General features: G+C 71.3%; 17 protein-coding genes. 1 reads left to right on the forward strand and 16 read right to left on the reverse strand.

The window, feature by feature from the left end; genetic code table 11:
- Position 1 precedes the first annotated feature (1 nt).
- Genes ABD327_RS13460 through uraD form a run of 6 tightly spaced genes read right to left on the reverse strand, consistent with a single transcriptional unit; the run spans position 2 to position 4304 of the window.
- The gene (locus tag ABD327_RS13460; RefSeq protein WP_344450677.1) at positions 2-1354 is read right to left on the reverse strand and encodes an 8-oxoguanine deaminase; all 1353 of its coding nucleotides are present in this window, start codon (positions 1352-1354) and stop codon (positions 2-4) included.
- Positions 1351-1821: a (2Fe-2S)-binding protein gene (locus tag ABD327_RS13465; RefSeq protein WP_344450678.1), complete on the reverse strand. Its 471-nt coding sequence runs from the start codon at positions 1819-1821 to the stop codon at positions 1351-1353. Before ABD327_RS13465 ends, ABD327_RS13460 begins: the two co-directional genes overlap by 4 nt.
- Positions 1812-2663 carry an FAD binding domain-containing protein gene (locus ABD327_RS13470; RefSeq protein WP_344450679.1) on the reverse strand — a complete coding sequence of 284 codons (852 nt, stop codon included), beginning with the start codon at positions 2661-2663 and terminating at the stop codon, positions 1812-1814. Before ABD327_RS13470 ends, ABD327_RS13465 begins: the two co-directional genes overlap by 10 nt.
- On the reverse strand, positions 2651-3511 hold the full coding sequence (gene pucL / locus ABD327_RS13475; RefSeq protein WP_344450680.1) for a factor-independent urate hydroxylase: 861 nt from the start codon (positions 3509-3511) through the stop codon (positions 2651-2653). The genes ABD327_RS13470 and pucL overlap by 13 nt, the downstream gene beginning before the upstream one ends.
- Complete coding sequence (uraH, locus tag ABD327_RS13480; RefSeq protein ID WP_344450681.1) at positions 3511-3810, reverse strand: hydroxyisourate hydrolase; 300 nt, start codon at positions 3808-3810, stop codon at positions 3511-3513. The genes pucL and uraH overlap by 1 nt, the downstream gene beginning before the upstream one ends.
- A complete protein-coding gene (gene uraD / locus ABD327_RS13485; RefSeq protein WP_344450682.1) occupies positions 3807-4304 on the reverse strand; it encodes a 2-oxo-4-hydroxy-4-carboxy-5-ureidoimidazoline decarboxylase in 498 nt (165 codons plus the stop codon). Before uraD ends, uraH begins: the two co-directional genes overlap by 4 nt.
- Positions 4305-4415: 111 nt before the next feature.
- On the opposite strand from uraD, the gene ABD327_RS13490 reads away from it, so the two are divergent.
- Positions 4416-5840: a PucR family transcriptional regulator gene (locus tag ABD327_RS13490; protein ID WP_344450683.1), complete on the forward strand. Its 1425-nt coding sequence runs from the start codon at positions 4416-4418 to the stop codon at positions 5838-5840.
- Between the two features lie 86 nt (positions 5841-5926).
- Here the strand turns inward: ABD327_RS13490 and ABD327_RS13495 are convergent, their stop codons facing one another.
- From ABD327_RS13495 to ABD327_RS13540, 10 genes are all read right to left on the reverse strand, one after another.
- On the reverse strand, positions 5927-6562 hold the full coding sequence (locus ABD327_RS13495; RefSeq protein ID WP_344450684.1) for a hypothetical protein: 636 nt from the start codon (positions 6560-6562) through the stop codon (positions 5927-5929).
- A gap of 118 nt (positions 6563-6680) precedes the next feature.
- Positions 6681-6983, reverse strand: a complete 303-nt coding sequence (locus ABD327_RS13500) for a hypothetical protein (RefSeq protein WP_344450685.1) — start codon at positions 6981-6983, stop codon at positions 6681-6683.
- Positions 6980-7882, reverse strand: coding sequence for a glycosyltransferase family 2 protein (locus tag ABD327_RS13505; protein ID WP_344450686.1), 903 nt, complete (start codon positions 7880-7882; stop codon positions 6980-6982). The genes ABD327_RS13500 and ABD327_RS13505 overlap by 4 nt, the downstream gene beginning before the upstream one ends.
- Complete coding sequence (locus ABD327_RS13510) at positions 7879-10092, reverse strand: hypothetical protein (protein ID WP_344450687.1); 2214 nt, start codon at positions 10090-10092, stop codon at positions 7879-7881. The genes ABD327_RS13505 and ABD327_RS13510 overlap by 4 nt, the downstream gene beginning before the upstream one ends.
- Positions 10089-11504 carry a lipopolysaccharide biosynthesis protein gene (locus ABD327_RS13515; protein ID WP_344450688.1) on the reverse strand — a complete coding sequence of 472 codons (1416 nt, stop codon included), beginning with the start codon at positions 11502-11504 and terminating at the stop codon, positions 10089-10091. Before ABD327_RS13515 ends, ABD327_RS13510 begins: the two co-directional genes overlap by 4 nt.
- Complete coding sequence (locus ABD327_RS13520; RefSeq protein ID WP_344450689.1) at positions 11497-12261, reverse strand: polysaccharide deacetylase family protein; 765 nt, start codon at positions 12259-12261, stop codon at positions 11497-11499. Before ABD327_RS13520 ends, ABD327_RS13515 begins: the two co-directional genes overlap by 8 nt.
- A complete protein-coding gene (locus tag ABD327_RS13525) occupies positions 12261-13310 on the reverse strand; it encodes a glycosyltransferase family 2 protein (RefSeq protein ID WP_344450690.1) in 1050 nt (349 codons plus the stop codon). Before ABD327_RS13525 ends, ABD327_RS13520 begins: the two co-directional genes overlap by 1 nt.
- Positions 13307-14347, reverse strand: a complete 1041-nt coding sequence (locus tag ABD327_RS13530) for a GNAT family N-acetyltransferase (protein WP_344450691.1) — start codon at positions 14345-14347, stop codon at positions 13307-13309. Before ABD327_RS13530 ends, ABD327_RS13525 begins: the two co-directional genes overlap by 4 nt.
- Before the next feature lie 26 nt (positions 14348-14373).
- Positions 14374-15258 (reverse strand): glycosyltransferase family 2 protein, encoded by an 885-nt coding sequence (locus ABD327_RS13535; protein ID WP_344450692.1) that lies wholly within the window; start codon positions 15256-15258, stop codon positions 14374-14376.
- A gap of 281 nt (positions 15259-15539) precedes the next feature.
- Positions 15540-16832 (reverse strand): hypothetical protein, encoded by a 1293-nt coding sequence (locus ABD327_RS13540; RefSeq protein ID WP_344450693.1) that lies wholly within the window; start codon positions 16830-16832, stop codon positions 15540-15542.
- Between the last annotated feature and the right edge of the window lie 15 nt (positions 16833-16847).

Genomic DNA, 16847 nt, shown 5'->3' on the forward strand with positions numbered 1-16847 from the left:
CTCAGCCTCCCGACCTCTCGCGGATCTTCCGGCTCACCCGGGTCAGCTCCCGCGCCAGCGCGGTCTCGTCGGCGGTGAGCAGCGACCCCTTCCCGACCACCGGGTTCCCCCCGACGAGCAGGGCCTCCAGCGGCGCGGGCGGCCCGAAGACCAGGGCCGCGACCGGGTCGGCGATCCCGGCGTGCCCGATCCCGTCCAGCCGCCACAGCGCGACGTCGCCGAGCTTGCCGGCCTCCAGTGAGCCGAGTTCGTCCTGGCGGCCCAGGCAGCGGGCCCCGCCGATGGTGCCCAGCGCCAGGGACTCCCGGGCCGTGAGCGCGGCCGGGCCGCCGCGCAGCCGGGCGGCGTACAGCGCCTGCCGCAGTTCGGGCGCGAGCTGCCCCGTCTCCTGGGAGGCCGCGCCGTCCACGCCCAGCCCGACCGGGGCCCCGGCGTCCAGCAGGTCCCGGACGGGCGCGATGCCCGCCCCCAGCCGGGCGTTGGAGCTGGGGCAGTGCGCCACCCCGGTGCCGGACGCGCCGAGCGCCGCCACGGACTTCTCGTCCAGGTGGACGGTGTGCGCGAACCAGACGTCCGGCCCCAGCCAGCCGAGCCGCTCGGCGTACTCGACGGGCGTGCAGGTGAACCGCTCCCGGCAGAACTCCTCCTCCTCGACCGTCTCGGCGAGGTGGGTGTGCAGGCGGACGCCGTGGTGGCGGGCGAGGACGGCGGCCTCGCGCATCAGGTCCTCGGTGACGGAGAACGGCGAGCACGGCGCGACGGCGACCCGCAGCATCGAGGCGGGGGACGGGTCGTGGAAGCGCTCGACGGCCTCGGCCGTCGCGGCCAGCGCGCCCTCGGTGGTCTCGACGATGTTGTCCGGCGGCAGCCCGCCCTGGGACACCCCCAGGTCCATCGACCCCCGGCACGGATGGAACCGCAGCCCGACCCCCTCGGCGGCGTCCACCTGCGCGCCGAAGACGTCCCCGCCGTCACGCGGGAAGACGTAGTGGTGGTCGGTGCTCGTCGTGCACCCCGACAGCGCCAGCGACGCCAGGCCGGCCCCGGTCGTGGCGTGGACGAGGTCGGCGTCGAGCCGCCCCCACGTCGGGTACAGCTCCACCAGCCAGCCGAACAGGTGCTGCTGCTGGGCGTGGCCCCGGGTGGCGTGCTGGTAGAGGTGGTGGTGGGTGTTCACCAGGCCGGGCGTGGCCAGGCAGCCCGTCCCGTCGATGACGGTCTCCGGCCGGCGGGGGGAGGGCCCCGCCCCCACCGAGGTGATCAGCCCGTCCTCGACGAGCACGTGCCCCGAGGCGTGCTCGGTGCCCGAGGCGTCGACGGTGGCGACGGCGCACCCTTCGATGAGGACGTTCACTTCTCCTCCCGGGAGGCCGAGGCGAGCCGGACCGCGTCCATGATCTTCTCGTAGCCGGTGCACCGGCACAGGTTGCCCGCCAGGGCCTCCCGGATCTCCGGGTCCGACGGCGCCGGATTGCGCTCCAGCAGGTCGTGCACCGAGACGATCAGTCCCGGCGTGCAGAACCCGCACTGGACGGCGCCCGACCGCAGGAACGCCTCCTGGACGGGATCGAGCTCGTCCTCCGAGCCCAGCCCCTCGACCGTCACGACCTCCCGCCCGGCGGCCTGCCCGGCGGCCACCAGGCAGGCGCAGACGGGCGTCCCGTCCAGGTAGACCGTGCAGGAGCCGCACTCGCCCTGCTCGCAGGCGTTCTTGCTGCCCGGCAGGCCCAGCCGCTCGCGCAGCAGGTACAGCAGGCTCTCGCCCTCCCAGACGTCGTCGGCGGTCCGGTCCACGCCGTTGATCTTGCAGTTCACCCGCATAGGTCGCTCCAGGCCCAGGTCAGTGTGCGCCGTGCCATCACGGACAGGGCGTGACGCCGGTAGGCGGCGCCGCCCCGGACGTCGTCGATCGGTGAGGCCGCCGCGGCGACCAGCTCCCCGAACCGGCGCGCCACCTCCGGATCCAGCGCGGACCGGCTCTCCCACGGTAGCTCCGAGGCCGCGAACTCCTCGGCCTCAGGGGCCCGCAGCGGCGTCGGCCCGGCCGACCCGACGCCCGTCCCCACCGCCTGCCGCGACGGGTGCAGCGCCAGCGCGAACGAGCTGACCGCGATCACCATCGCGTTCCTCGTCCCGATCTTGGAGAACTGCTGGGGCCCCTCGGCGGGCGCGACGTGCACCGCCGCGATCAGCTCGTCCTCGGCCAGGACGCTGCGCTTGGGCCCGGTGAAGAACTCCGCAGCCGGGACCGTCCGCACTCCCCGTACCGAGGCCAGTTCGACCTCGGCGCCGCAGGCCAGCAGCGGCGGGTGCCCGTCCCCGGCGGGGGAGGCCGAGCCCAGGTTGCCCCCGAGCGTGCCCCGGTTGCGGATCTGCGGAGACCCGATCGTCCGGGCCGCCGCCGCCAGGCCGGGCAGCCGGCCGCCGAGCTCTTCCATGATCCGGGTGTAGGAGAGGCCGGCCCCGATCCGGATCCGGCCGTCCCGCTCCGACCAGGAGTCCAGTCCGCTGATCCTGGTGAGGTCCAGCAGGGTCGAAGGGCGGCGCTTGCGGAAGTTCAGCTCCACCATGACGTCCGTGCCGCCCGCGATCGGCGTCGCGTCGGGCCGGTCCGCCTTGGCGGCCAGCGCCTCGGCCCAGGTGGAGGGGCTCAGGAACTCCATGCCAGGCCCTCCTCCGGGGCGTCGTCCCGGACGACGGTCCCCTCGATCAGCCCGTAGGGGCGGTCGGCGGCGAGGAATATCTCGTTCGGGTTGTCCATCCCGAACGGCGACAGGTCGACGGGGAAGTGGTGCTTGTTGGGCAGCGCGAGCCTGACCTCCGCGACCTCCGGCACCTTCTCCAGGACCCGCGAGCCCATCGCGAAGAGCGTCTGCTGGAGGGAGAGGCTGTACGTCTCGACGAAACCGGAGATCAGCGCCTCGCGGATCATGGCGTACGCGGCGTTCCACGGGACGTCCAGCGTCGAGAACCGCCACTTCGCGTCCACGGCCGTCGCGAGGATCCGGTCGTGCGTCTCCGGCAGCGTCGTGTAGGCGTCGCGCGGGAAGCCGTGGAACTCCGAGTCGGTCGTGTTCATCACCGTCAGGCCGGTGAGTCCGCCCGTCACCCACGCGCTGTCCGAAGTGACCGTCACGCCCGCCGTACGCACCTCGTCCCCGGCGCGGGAGAAGGAGTGGTCGCCCAGCCTGTTCCAGCCGTACTGCTCCATCCGCACGTTGGCGGTGTGGACGGCCTCCTGGGAGGAGACGAAATGGCCCCCGAGGCGCAGCGCGAACTCCTCGATGGAAGGGACCCCGAACTCCCGCGCGAAGGCGTAGACGGTGTTCTTCTGGGAGTCCGTCGGCAGCACGGCGGAGTTGTCGCCCGTCAGGTGGGTCTCCTCCAGGTCTCCCGAAAGGGACGTGCTGACGTTGAGATCGGTGATCTCGTGGCGGCCGCCGTCGCGCACGACCCGGACCAGGCGGCACTCCGCCTTCCCGTAGCGGTTCGCGCCAAGGCTGAACTTCATCAGGACCCCCGGTAGGTGGTGTAGCCGTAGTTGCTGAGCAGCAAGGGGATGTGGAAGTGCTCTTTCTCGTCCGCGATGTCGAAGACGATCGTGACCTCGGGGAAGAACGAGGACGGCACGTCGAACCGCAGCCGGTGGCGTCCCGGCCCCGGGTTCCAGCCGGAGATCCGCCCGTCGGCGTCCGTCAGCGCGGACGCGACCTCGGTCCAGCCGCCGTCTCCGAGGCGCTCCAGCGCCACCGGCACCCCGGAGGCGGGACGGCCCAGCGTGGTGTCCAGGACGTGCGTGGAAAGGCTCACGACTCCACCAGCTTCCGCATCCTGATCTCGACGATCTTCCCCAGTTCCGTCCGGACGACGCCCCGCTCGGCCTCCTCGCCGTGCTCCAGCCGGGCCCGGGCCGCGGCGAGCATCTCCGCCCCGGACAGGCCGGTCGCGCAGATCAGGAAGACATGCCCGAAACGCTCCTCGTACGCGAGGTTGGCGGCCGTCAGGGCTTCGCGGAGGGCGTCGTCGGCGTCCCCGGCGCCGGACTGCTCCTGCCGGGACCAGGCCGCCTCACGGGACGCCCCGGCGGCCCGCTCCCCGATGCGCGGATGCGCCGAGAGCGCCGCCAGGACCTCGTCCCAGGAGAGCGCCGCCAGCGCCTCGGAGCCCGCCTCCAGCAGGGCCCCGAGATCCGGATAAGGGCGCCCGGACACCACCTTCCGCGCCCACTTCGGGACGGCGCAGCAGGTCAGCAGCTCCTTCTCCGCCTCAGGGCCGCTCAACACGTCGAACCGGGCCATCTCCATGAAAAGAGTCAATCTCCTGAGGTAGCACCGCCGAAACGTGCGAAGCACCGAAGTTGAAACACGGGCTGACTACGTTGTTTGGAGGCCACTACAAGCGGCAGGGGAGAGGCGATGCGGCTCAGGGACGTTCTGGAGCACTCCGGAGGCCGGCTTCCCGTCCTGGTCGGGGGGAACGCGCTCGACCGTCCGCTGCAGACGGCCTTCACCACCGACCTGCTCGATCCCGGCAGGTACCTGTCGGGCGGGGAGCTGGTGCTCACCGGGCTGGTGTGGCGGCGCGGCCCCGCCGACTCCGAGGTCTTCGTGGAGTGCCTCGCCAAGGCGGGGGTCGCCGCGCTGGGCGCGGGGGAGGGCCTGCTGGGCGGCGTCCCGGACGACCTGGTCGAGGCCTGCGAGCGGTACGCGGTCCCGCTGTTCGCGGTGCCCGCCGACACCTCCTTCCGGGAGATCACCGACCGGATCACCTCGGTGCTGTGGACCGAGCGGGAGGCCGACGCGCTGGCGGCCCGCAGCCGCCGGCGCGGCATGGTCGCGGCGCTGACGGCGGGCGCGAGCCTGGCCTCGATCTGGCCCGCGGGCAACGCCTGGGTCGTCGGCTCCACCGGCGGGGTGCTGGCCGGAGGGCCGCTGCCGGAGGCGCGGAGGCTGGCCGCCGCGTTCCTGGCGGCGGACGGCGCGCCCGAGCCCGTCCGGGCGGGCGGACGGCTGTTCCACCTGGAGACGCTGCCGGGCGTGCCCCGGCTGGGCGGCAGGTTCGTGGCCGCCACCACCGCGGAGGCGGCCGACGAGCTGGCCTCCCTGGCCTCCCTCGACCTGGCCCGGCTGGAGAGCGCCCGGCAGGTCGAACGGCGGCTGGCCGCCCAGCTCGCCGGAGTCCTGGCCGCAGAGGAGCCCCCGCTCCCGGCGATGCGCGCCTGCGGCCTCGACCCCGCGGCCCGGCACGTGGTGCTGGTCGCCTCGCTGCCGTCGGGGACGGCGGTGCCGCTGCTGGAGGAACTGCTCGAGGGGGCCGTGGCGGAGTGGGACGGCCGCGCGGTCGCCGTGGTGCCCGAACGCCCCGGGCTGCCGGCCACCCTGCGCGAGTCCGCGCACCGGCTCGCCGCCGTCACCCGCCTGACCGCCGGGATCAGCCGGGCGGCCGAGGCGCCGGGGCTGGCGACCGCGTTCACCGAGGCCCGGCACGCGCACGCCTACGCCCTGGACCGGCCCGGCCGCTCCCGGGTGGTCGGCTGCGACGAGCTGGCCTCACACGACCTGCTGCTGGCCGGGGTCCCCGCCTCCGCGCGCCGCGCGTTCGCCGACCGCCTCCTGGAGCCCCTGGCCGTCTACGACCACCGCCACAACTCCGAGCTGCTGCGCACCCTGGAGGCCTTCCTGGCCTGCGACGGCTCCTGGACGCGCTGCGCGAGCGTCATGCACGTCCACGTCAACACCCTGCGCTACCGCATCAAGCGCATCTCGGAGCTGACCGGCCGTGACCTGGACCGCTTCGAGGACCGCGTCGACTTCCACCTGGCCCTCCGGCTGCGCCGCTGACCTTCGGAAACGAGGAAGGACGCCTCCGGCGGGACCGGAGACGCCCTGGAGGAGCCTCGGGGGGAGAGGTGCTCCCGGATCGCCCGTCAGCGGCGGACGAGCTTGAAGCGCATGTCCACCGTCTCGGTGAAGGTCGCCCACTTGCGCACGTCGACGACGCGCAGCGTCTTCTTCTTGGGGTTGCAGGCGAACTTGGCCGCCTTGACCACGGGGGTGTCGAAGTGGCCGATCTTGGCGTGGGCGGCGACCTTCCAGGGGTCGCCCCAGGAGGCCTTCTTGGGCTTGATGGTCATCCCCATGCCGGTCGCGGGACCGGAGGCCTTCTTGTTGCGGGTGACGATCTTCCCCTTCAGGCCCTTCTTGTCACTGGTGACCTTGGAGGGCAGGTACAGGACGCCGGTGAGCTGCTCCCAGGCCTCCATCGGCTTGCCGTCCGCGCCGATCCCCTTGATGGTCTCCTTCTTGGAGCCGGTGAAGTCGTAGACGATGCGCTGGGGCGAGATCTTGAGCTTGATCCCGGCCATGCCCTTGTAGTCGACGTCCTGTTTGAACCCCTCCGGCGTCTTGCCGGAGATGTTGGCCTTCAGGCCCGTGGTCTTCCACAGGCCGAGGTGGCACTTGGCGGCCTTCTTCGGCGCGGCCTCCGCGGGCACCGCCACCGCCGCCGACATGCCGGCGGCCACCAGCGCGGTCAGGGCGACTTTCGCCGTCTTCTCGAACACCGTTACTCCCCATGGGTCTCGACAAAAACATCTGCAACTCGGACGGACCCTACTAAGAAGAACGGTCGAACGGGTCGACACCTACCAAAGAGAACTTGTTCCGAACTTCATGCGGCTTTCATTCGTCAAAGAGCCAGTCCTCATCTTCATGCTCTCTGGCCGCCGGGATCACGACCGGCCGCCTGGCCCTGCGCACCAGGGCGAGCAGCACCATGAACAGGCAGAGCGCGCCCACCGCCGCGGTCCCGCCCAGCGGCGACCACACCTTCAGGACGAGCATCGTCTGCGCCGTCAGCAGGAAGAGGCACAACGACCCGGCGACCCCCACCATCGCCCGGCCCAGCGGGTCGAGGCCGGGCAGCAGCCAGGCGATGCACACCGCGGGCACCGCGAACATCAGGGGTATCAGCAGCGCGTTCAAATCCCACGTCCGATCCTGTTCAGGCTCCGCATGACGAACGTCGCCGGGACACCCGCGACGACCGCCAGCGCCAGCAGCGCCCGCGCGTCCAGGGGCCGGGCGCGCATCGTACGGCCGATCCAGCGCAGCGCCGGGCCGCGCCTGCCCCGGACCGCCTCGGCGAAGGCGATCTTGCCTCCCCAGTGCGCGTAGCCGCTGCGCGGGAAGTCGTACCTGCCGAGCAGCCACCGGACCGCCTGGGAGATGAGCGCCGCGTTCTCCAGCACCGAGAAGTACGACTCGCGGTGCCAGCGCAGCCCCAGGCCGTGCAGCGGGATCTGCCGGATCGGCGCCCGCTCCGCCGCGCGCAGCAGGAACTCGTAGTCCTCGCCGTAGCTGCCGGGGATCTCCTCGTCGAACAGGAGCCCCGTCGAACGACGCAGCAGCAGCGCGGACGGGTGCAGCTGCGGCTTGTGGCCGCGCAGCAGCTCCTCCCGCGTCACCACGGGCCGCGGCACCCGCCGGTCGATCTCGTCGATGCCCGGCCCGAACAGGCGCAGCCCGCAGCAGACGACCTCCGTCCGCGGCTCCTCCTCCAGCACGGCCACCTGCGCGGAGACCTTGCCCTCCAGGAACAGGTCGGTGTCGTCGCAGAAGCCCACCAGGTCGGTGGAGGCGGCCAGCAACCCGGTGTTGCGGGCCCCGGCCGCGCCGGGCGTGCGCTCGTTGCGCAGCACCTCCACCGGCCGCAGCGGATCACCGGACGCCAGCGACGGGTCGGGCTCGCTGCGGTCGAACACCACGAGGCAGCGCAGCTCGCCCGGGTAGTCCTGGCCGCGGATCGAGGCCAGGGTCTCGCGCAGCAGGTCGGGGCGGTCCCGGGTCGGGATCACCACGCTCACCGAGGGGCGGTCGCTCAAGGCAGGGGTCCTTTGAGGGTGAGGAAGCGTTCCACCACGATGGCCACGAAGCCGAGGAACAGCGGCACCGCGACCACCGTGTACGGCCGGAGCCGCGCGTACTGGTCGGGAGAGAGCCGGATGCGGCGCAGCTCCCGTGCGGCCAGGACGCAGATGAGAACCGGGAGGTAGATCAGGCCGGCGGGGGTCCAGTTGCTCACCCCGATGGTGAGCTGGGCGGGCGGCGGGTCGGGATCGGGCGCCGGACCCGGCTTGGCCAGCTTGTAGACGGAGGCGTCCTTGTCGCGGAAGACCTCGGTGAACTCGGGCGAGGCGCCTATCTCCCGCATGAGCCGCTCGCCCCAGTCGGGGGCCAGCCCGAAGTTCAGCGTCTGGTAGACGTCGTTGGTGCGTGATTGGTACAGGTAGGTGCCGGGCTGGCTCTTCATCTGCGCCAGCACCTCCTCGACGGTGGGCCTGCGGCTGCGCTGCTCGGCGGTGGTGAGCGCCACCGGAGGCTGCTTGATGAGGTTGCTGGCCCAGGGCTCCTGGGCGAACTCGACCCGCAGCCAGTGGAACAGCTCGAAGTACCGGTAGCCCCACGGGCCCTGCGGGGTCTGGCTGGCCGCCTCGGGCACCGTGACGATCTCGCCGCTCACCCAGACCAGGGTGACGGGACGGCCCTTCGAATCGGTGATCATGGCGTCGAGGGCCTTGAGCTCGCCCGCCCGCACCTGCTCGAACGCCTCGTTGCCGTAGCGGACCGTCAGGAACCCGCCCATCAGCAGCAGCGCGAACGAACCGGCGACCAGGGCCGGGAGCCGGCGCCGGATCCGCTGCCGCCGCGGCACCGACCTGACCACCGGCACCGGCTTGGGGTCGGGGTAGAAGGCGTAGGCGGCCAGGAACACCGCGCCGGGCAGCATGAACAGGTAGGTGCGCAGCGCGATCTCGCCGCCGTAGGACTGCAGCCCGAACGAGCTGAGCGGGACGACCAGCAGCACGAACGCGACCCGGTCGTCGATGCCGCGCAGGCGCCTGCGCAGGAACCCGATCGCGGTCAGCGCCATGAGGGCCAGCACCAGCAGGATCCGGGCGGTCTGGATCCGGCCGAGCTGCTCGCTGGGCGAGATCCGGCCGGTGGTGCTCTCCAGGAACGTCTGCAGCGGGTTGCCGCCCCCGGCGAACAGGGTGCCCGCCGGGTCGGGCCCCCAGTAGCCGTAGGCCATGAAGGAGATCCAGCCGAGGTAGACCACCCCGCCGATGACCGCCAGCGCGCGCAGTTCGTTGCGTCCGACCAGCGCCAGCGCCGCCGCCGAGGCGATGAGCAGGTACGGGGTGAGCTGGTGGCTGGCGGTGCCGACCACGAGCAGCACGACCAGCAGCACCACCAGGAAGGAGCGCTCCCGGGTGCCGACGACGCGGACGGGCTCCTCGCCGGGGATCTTCGGGCCGAACAGGAACAGGTAGAGGCGCCCCGGCTCCCTGCCCGTCCCGCGCTTCCCGGCCCGCCGCGTGCGCAGCACCTTCGGCCGGAACCAGGTGAGCAGGATCGCCAGGAAGAAGAGGTAGACGAGGTACCCGAACGCCTGCGGCGACAGGTAGTCCTGGCCGACCCAGTTGGCCACCGGGAACAGCCACACCGCGAACCACTTGGCCCGCCAGTTGGCCTTCATGACCCGGACGATCATCGCCATCGGCAGCAGGTACAGCAGCTGGATCGTGACCGGCGCCCACTTGAGCACCGGGTCCAGGGAGCCCATGCCGACGGCCTCGGTCAGGAAGCCGATCATCCCGAAGAACGCCGCCCAGCTGAACCGCGCGTCCAGGCTGATGCCGACGGTGCCGGTCCGGGTGATGTACTCGATGAACCCGGCGTGCTGCCAGACCGTCGGGAACCGGGCGACCGGCTCCAGGACCTGGGCGAGCGTGTGCAGCGCCACCACGGTCACCACGATCTGGGCGCCGAGCAGCACCGGGGCGGGGCGGCGCAGCGACAGGGTGGCGACGAACGTCAGGGCGAGCACGGCCGCGCCGAGCAGGGTCGGCACCGGCAGCACGCCGATCAGCCCGTACCCGTCGACGGAGTCCAGGTCCACCCCGCGCAGCGGCACCCAGAAGAGCACCGCGCCGAGCGCCACGCACAACCCGAGGACGACCACGGGCAGCCTGGCGATCGGGTCCTCCGGAGCCGTCTGCACCCCCGGCGCCGGACGCAGTGTCACGCTCACCTCTCACCTTCCTCGAAGAGGTCGCCGTCGCCGCGCGCCGGGGCGGGCACCGAGGGGGCGGGCCGGACGACCCGCAGGAGCGCGGGCAGGACGGCCAGCGCCACCGTGCTCTGCACGATCAGGACCGACCAGCCGACCGCCTCCAGGGTGTGGTCGTTCACGAAGAGCACCACCCCGGTGAGCACGCCGGCGAAGCGCAGCACCTGGATCAGCGCCACCAGCCGGGTGCGGGAGCGCACCCGCAGCACCCCCACGTACAGCTCGATCAGCGCCTTGGGCAGGGTGGACAGCGCCAGCAGGGTGAGCACCAGCCCGGCGTGGTGGCGGAAGCCGTGCCCGAACAGGAAGGGCAGTCCCAGCACGTAAGGGGCGACCAGCGCCATCAGCAGCGAGACCGGCACCAGCAGCATCAGGGTGCGGCGCAGCGCGTCGCGGCAGGTCCGCGCCAGGTTCGTGGTGTCGAAGGATCCCTCGACGGTCAGGGACATCGCCATGTTCAGCGCCAGCAGGTCCAGCATCAGCCCGAAGATCCAGGCCATCGCGAAGTAGCCGTTGGTCGACTCGGTGACCTTCGCCGCCACCAGCAGCGGGATGAAGTTGATCGCCGAGTGGGAGGCGACGGTGCCCACGAAGTCGCCCTGCAGGTACTTGCCGACCTCGCGCGGGGTCGGGGTGCGGTGCAGGCGGCGGGTGAGCGCGATGTGCTCGGGCAGCAGCCGCCGGAAGACGACGACGTCGACCGGGACGACCAGCAGCAGCACCGGCAGCATCGTCGCCAGCAGGATGCCGTCGGAGGGCGCGAAGGTCCAGGCCAGGAGCGCGAGGAAGAGGAACTTCACCAGCCCGTAGGCGGTGTTCTTGACCGGCACCCAGGGTGCGCGGCGCAGCCCCGTCAGCGAGGAGTCCTGCAGGGTGAAGATGTTCCAGGCGACGACGAAGACCAGGAACGGGAGCGCGTGCTCGGGCCGCGTGAGGTGGTCGAAGTTGGGGCTGTCCCACCAGGCGAGCGACGCCAGGAAGAACACTCCGACCAGTGCCGCCAGCACCGCGCCGAACAGGTAGGTGGCCGTGATCAGCCGCCGGGAGGAGCGGCCCGCCTGCGGAAGAAAACGCATGAGCACGTAGCTCAGGGTGGTGAGGCCGCCGATGTACATGATCGCCTGGATGACGGCGGCGTTGCGGCCGAAGTCGTCGTGGCTGTGGAAGTGCCGGGCGGCGATCCAGAAGCCCAGCCCCAGCACGCCGGTGAGCCCGCCGTTGAGCATCAGCGCGTAGGCGTTGCGGAACAGCGGATTGTCGAGCTCGCCGCGGAGGCGTTCCAGCCTGCCCGCTCGGGCGCCTTCGCCCGCGCGCGCGCCCAGCAGGCCGGAGACGTCCTGCGGGCCCGTCCCCAGCACGTCGGGATCAGTCACGGCGCATCGCCTGCCGGTACAGGTACCTGGACCTGCGCACGACCGCGTACCCCTTGGTGAGGGCCTTCTCGCGGTAGAACCGGTGGGCGCCCTCGGCGATCCGCTCGAAGGAGGCCAGAGAGGTGGAGCGCTGGACCGTCAGGCGGGGGACGGCGTAGCCCGAGCGGTGCGAGGCGACGTCGTTGGACACCACGTACGCGGTGGCGTAGCCGGCCTGCGCCACGGCCCGGCGAACCCGCGCGCTGGAGTAGCCGTACGGGTAGGCCATGGTGGTGACGGGCCGCTGGATCCCGTCCTCCAGGAGCAGGCGGCTGCGGACCAGCTCGTCGCGCAGCGCCCCGTCCTCGAGCTGGTCGAGCTGCGGGTGGCTGTGGCTGTGCGCGCCGATCTCGATCCCCTCCTCGGCGGCCTCCCGGACGTGCCCCCAGCGCAGCATCGCGTCCAAGGGGCGTCCGGCGGCGTCCGGCCCGGCGTCGTCCAGCCAGCCCGTGGTGACGAACACCGTGGCCGGGTAGCCGAAGGAGGCCAGGACGGGCATCGCCTCGGAGTGGAAGTCGGCGTAACCGTCGTCGAAGGTGATGCAGATCGGCTTGGGCACGTCCTCGACGGGCCCCGACAGGCGGACGGGCGTGAACCCCTTCTCCTTCAGCAGGGCCATCTGGTCGGCGAACGCGCCGGGGCTCACCGACAGCGCGGCGGTGTCCGGCGGCGGGTCGTCGCGGACGGAGTGGTACATGAGGATCGGTACCGCCGCCATCAGCGCTCCTTACGCGAGGCGCGGCGGCCCACGAGGTAGCCGGCCGCGGTGTAGCCCAGGCCCGCCGTGATCGCCGAGGCGCGCCCGAGGCCGCCGGCGTCCCCCCGGAAGGTCTCGCCCAGCCCCCGGAACACGCCCTTGGGCAGGGTCTTGAACGCGTGCGCCCGCTCGTTGGACAGGCCGTCCCTCGAACCCACGCTCCGCGCGACCAGCGCTTTGGACAGGCCCTCGGCGTAGCAGCGCTCGCGGTAGTAGCGGAAGCGGGCGCGCTCGGCCGGGACCCGGTGCCAGATCACCGCGCCGGGCTCGAAGAGCTGCACGCTGCCGGGCGCGCGCTGCCCGAGCCGGATGCAGAACTCCGTCTCCTCGCAGCCCAGCGGCCGGTCGACGGCGTGGGTGCGGCCGATGTCGGAGGAGAAGCCGCCCGCGACGGCGAACGCCTCCCGCCGGAAGGAGGCGTTGCCGCCCAGGACGTTGCGCACCGGGCCCGGGACCATGCCCCGGTAGGTACCCCCCACCGTCCATTCGAACTCTTCGGGGAACCATCGGGGGCGCACCCCCGTTGGAACGGTGAAGGCTTCTGCGGAATCTGGGCGAGGATGGGGGTCAACGTCCTGGATCCGCAGGAGCCTTCCTTCGCGCAGGACCTCCAGCAGCTCCGCCGAGCCCGGCGAGCCGGGCCACAGCGAGACCGTCCGCCCGCCGACCCCGATGACCCGCTTGTCGCCGTAGGCGGCGGCGAACGCGGCGAGCCAGCCGGGCGCGGCGACGGCGTCGTCGTCCAGGAAGGCGACCACGTCGCCCGAGGCGTGGGAGACCCCGGTGTTCTTGCCCCCGGACAGGCCGCGGTCCTCGGCGTTCTCGACCACCCGCACGTCGGGCAGCGACTCCTTCAGCCGGGCGTGGAGCTCCGGGTTGTGGTCGACCGAGAGGATGATCTCGTGCGCCGGGAGGGTCTGCCGCCGCACGGACTCCACCGCCGCGTGGACGTCGTCCCAGCGCCGGTCGGTGAACGCGCAGATCACCACGGAGATGGAGGTCTCGCTCATGACGTGCGCCTCCGCGCCCTGGCGTAGCCCTTGAGGGCCCGGTCGGCGTAGGAGTAGAGCCGGGGGTCGTTCAGCGCGGCGTCGCGCATCCGGTTCAGCGGCACGTGCCGCATCCAGTGCCAGGCGGCGCCGGGCGTCGCGCGGGCCACCCTGCCCTCGGCGATCGGCACCTCCCGGCTCTTGAGCCACTCCTTGAACTCCTTGCCCCCGCGCCCCATCCAGATCTCGGTGAGGCCGTCCTCGGCGCAGCCCTCGGCCAGCGCGAGGTGGCCGACCATGCCGGGGGAGTAGCGGGAGAAGTCGGTGTCGTAGGCGGGGAACCAGCCGGCCATCGCCGTCCCGGAACGCAGCCCCAGGTGCAGGGAGACGGTGCGGTCCCCGGCCTTGAGCACGCTGAGCACGCCGAAGCCCGTCTCGTGGAAGTGCCGCAGCAGCCCGACGATCCACGGCCGGGTGAAGCGGTCGGTGCGGCCGGTGCGCCGGTACTGCGCCGACTTCCAGCGCATCAGCCTGGTCAGCTCGGCCGGGTCGGCGCTGGCGAACTCGTAGCTCACCTCGCCGACGTCGCGGCCGAGCTTGCGCTCCTTGTAGCGGATGGTCTTGTGCGTCTTGGGCGCCAGCGACCTGGCCTCGGCCTCCCAGGCGGCGAACCCGCCGCTCAGGTCCATGATCGGCTCGATCCGGACGACCTGGTGGTACGGGGCGAACATGCGCTGCCCCGCGATGAGGTGGTCGAAGTCCCAGACGCCCAGGCGGCAGGCGCGCAGGAGCTCCCGGGCGGGGAGGTCGAGGCCGGGGTCGGCCACGATGCCCTGCAGGTCGGTCAGTCCGAAGCCCACGGGGTGGCCCACCCCGCCCGGACGCCGTTCGTGGGGGAAGAAGGCGACGATCCCCGAGCCGTCCTCGACGACGCCCACCCGCACATCCCGGCGGAAGCGGGCCGTGCCGAGGGTGAACTCGGGAGCCAGGAAGGGGTTGCCCAGCGCCGGGTCGGCCTCCTGGAGCCTGCGCCAGCGCTGGATTTCCGTTTCGCCCAATTCCTCGGGACGAACGACGTGCGTCCTCATTTGATCCTCGCCGCCGCCAGGTGGCCGACAGGTACGGGCTCGAAGGGTTGCTGGGGTTGGGTCTGCGAGTCGTCGATCCTTCCGGCGAAACGCAGCCGGATCATGGTCTTCAGCACCCGCCATCCGTCGCGGAAGGTGTTGAGGTTGGATTCGCCGAAACGGCGGTGCGATTCGTGGCTGGCGACTTCGGCCACCTTGAGTCCGGCGCGAACGGCGTTGACGCAGATCTCGGTCTCGATCTCGAAACCGGTGGATTTCAGTTGCAGTTTCTCTACGACATTTCGCCGCATCGCGACATACCCATAGCAGAGGTCTGTCCATTTCTGGCCATACAGCACGTTGGCCGTCCGGGTCAGCCAGAGGTTGCCCTTGTCGCGCAGCCAGGTCAGGTCGTCCGAGCCGCCCCCGCAGCTGTAGCGCGAGCCCTTGACGAACTCGAAGCCCCGGCACAGCAGGGACAGGAAGCTGTCGAACTCGGCTGGGTCCATGGATCCGTCCGCGTCGAGCATGACGATGACCTCGCTGGTCGCCGCGGCCATGCCGGTCCGCATCGCGCTCCCCTTCCCCGTAGGGGGTTCCACGATGATGACCGCGTCGGGCCGCAGCAGCCTGACCACCTCGACGGTGCCGTCGGTGGACTCGCCGTCGACGATGACGACCTCGTCGACCGAGGCCAGGCGGGGCAGGAGCCATCGGAGGTTGTCGGCTTCGTTGAGGGTGGGGATCACGGCCGTCACCGTCGGCCATTGGGTACGCCGCCTGGACAGTTCCAGCCGGTTGCGGCGCGACGGCCGGGTGAGCGCCGCCGACCCGAGGGATTGCTGGGTGTTCATCAGGGCCCCCGTGGGATGTGGGTGTCTGCCTTCTTTGATGTAGGCCACCCGCATGATGTTCAGACATCTCTGGGAATCATCTGCCCGGAGACCGCGGATATTCTACGGGTCCGGAGAGGATTCGATCAGCCAGGTATTGAGCATGGTGTGACGTATTGGACATGAGGGATATATGAGCTGATCAGGTGTGGCCTTAGGAGGCTTTCCCACAAGATCAGCGACTTATTCCTGCTCAGGGGAAGGAGTGGCGGGAATCAGAAGAATCGATGGCCGGAAAGGGTCAAGAGGTAAGGTAATTGTCCTATTGCTGAAGATTTCCCCCGCCGGGGTCAGAAGCGGATGGCGACGGTGGCGACGGCGGCGATGAGCGCGATGAGGACGTTGATCCAGGTGAGGGCGGCGATCAGGCCGTTGGCGCGATACGTGTAGTTGATCTGCTCCTCCGCCTCGTAAGCCCTCAGGAGCCGGCCGAGGTACTCCTCGCGCGCCGGAAGCCCGCAGGCCTTCTCGACCATGGTGTCCAGAGAGCTGAGCGCGGTCGAAGGATGCATCTGCAGCCGCCGCATGCCCTCGGCCAGGGAGCGGTGCCGCGAGCGCCGGTACGAGCGGGCGCGGACGCCGCTGAGGACCCGCGGGCCCCGGTCCGACGCGCTCTCCCCGGACGAGTCCTTCCCGAACCGGCCGTCCAGTTCGTCGACGATGCACTTGCGGTACGTGGCCAGCTCTATCGCCAGGAACGGGCCGTGCTCCAGCGCCGCCAACCGGTACTCGTGCTGGAAATAGGCGGGTCCGGACTCGAAGAAGGAGGTGAAGTACCGGTGCTGGGACCGCGAGTACTCCGCCGACCGCAGGTTGACCATCAGGCAGGCGTCGCCACTGGCCATGGCACGGATGAAGCGCCGGGTGCCCCACGCCTCGGCCAGCGCGGCGCGCGCGGTGTCGAGGCCCACGTGCCGCCAGCCCTCGTCGGCGTACAGCATGCCGTACAGCTCGCAGGGGTAGCGGTTCAGCACGTCCATGGCCCGTGTGCGCGATCCGACCTCGCGGATCTCGACGCATCTGAAGTGGTTCGCCGTGGATCCCGGCATGTCCAGACCGAGCTCGTGGGCGATCCGCGCGTGCGCCTCGTGGAGGCAGTGGACCTCGTGTTCGTCGCTTCCGATGGTCAGCGGGATGACCTGGGTGCACCTTCGCCCGTTCGAGCTGTGGCCGAGTGCGATGACACCGTCGACCGAAACCGATTCCATATGGATATTGATCGTGACCGAAATACAGGTGTAGTCCTCGGAAACGGATACGAAGCTCGACAGTTCTCCATTCGCCAGTATCTGGTAAATGAGTTCGTCTTCCCGCGACGAACGCCGGGCGCCCCGCCCCATGCCCCGCCGCACCTGGATCGGCAGCCAGTACCGCGCCGTCCCCGCGGTCGGCATCTGAGCCAGGACCGCGCTGCGGACGGCCGCGAAGTCCTGCTCCGCGGCCCCTCCCTCATTGGACTCCAGCGCCGAGGCCACCTTCCCGGCCAAGGCCTCGAACCGCTGGTCCGGCGGCCGGTAGACCACGGTCGAGGAGAACGAGACGCGGCGGGGGGCGAAGCGCCGATTCAGCCGGGGGGTGTGCATCAGCGGACTCCTGGA

It is taken from the genome of Actinocorallia aurantiaca, from assembly GCF_039533685.1.
Classification (GTDB): domain Bacteria; phylum Actinomycetota; class Actinomycetes; order Streptosporangiales; family Streptosporangiaceae; genus Actinocorallia; species Actinocorallia aurantiaca.

What these genes read in the sequence shown, in the direction of transcription:
- ABD327_RS13465 (WP_344450678.1), bottom strand. Translation starts at nt 1,821, where the DNA reads ATGCGGGTGAACTGCAAGATCAACGGCGTGGACCGGACCGCCGACGAC.
- ABD327_RS13470 (WP_344450679.1), bottom strand. Translation starts at nt 2,663, where the DNA reads ATGGAGTTCCTGAGCCCCTCCACCTGGGCCGAGGCGCTGGCCGCCAAG.
- pucL (WP_344450680.1), bottom strand. Translation starts at nt 3,511, where the DNA reads ATGAAGTTCAGCCTTGGCGCGAACCGCTACGGGAAGGCGGAGTGCCGC.
- uraD (WP_344450682.1), bottom strand. Translation starts at nt 4,304, where the DNA reads ATGGAGATGGCCCGGTTCGACGTGTTGAGCGGCCCTGAGGCGGAGAAG.
- ABD327_RS13490 (WP_344450683.1), top strand. Translation starts at nt 4,416, where the DNA reads ATGCGGCTCAGGGACGTTCTGGAGCACTCCGGAGGCCGGCTTCCCGTC.
- ABD327_RS13520 (WP_344450689.1), bottom strand. Translation starts at nt 12,261, where the DNA reads ATGGCGGCGGTACCGATCCTCATGTACCACTCCGTCCGCGACGACCCG.
- ABD327_RS13525 (WP_344450690.1), bottom strand. Translation starts at nt 13,310, where the DNA reads ATGAGCGAGACCTCCATCTCCGTGGTGATCTGCGCGTTCACCGACCGG.
- ABD327_RS13540 (WP_344450693.1), bottom strand. Translation starts at nt 16,832, where the DNA reads ATGCACACCCCCCGGCTGAATCGGCGCTTCGCCCCCCGCCGCGTCTCG.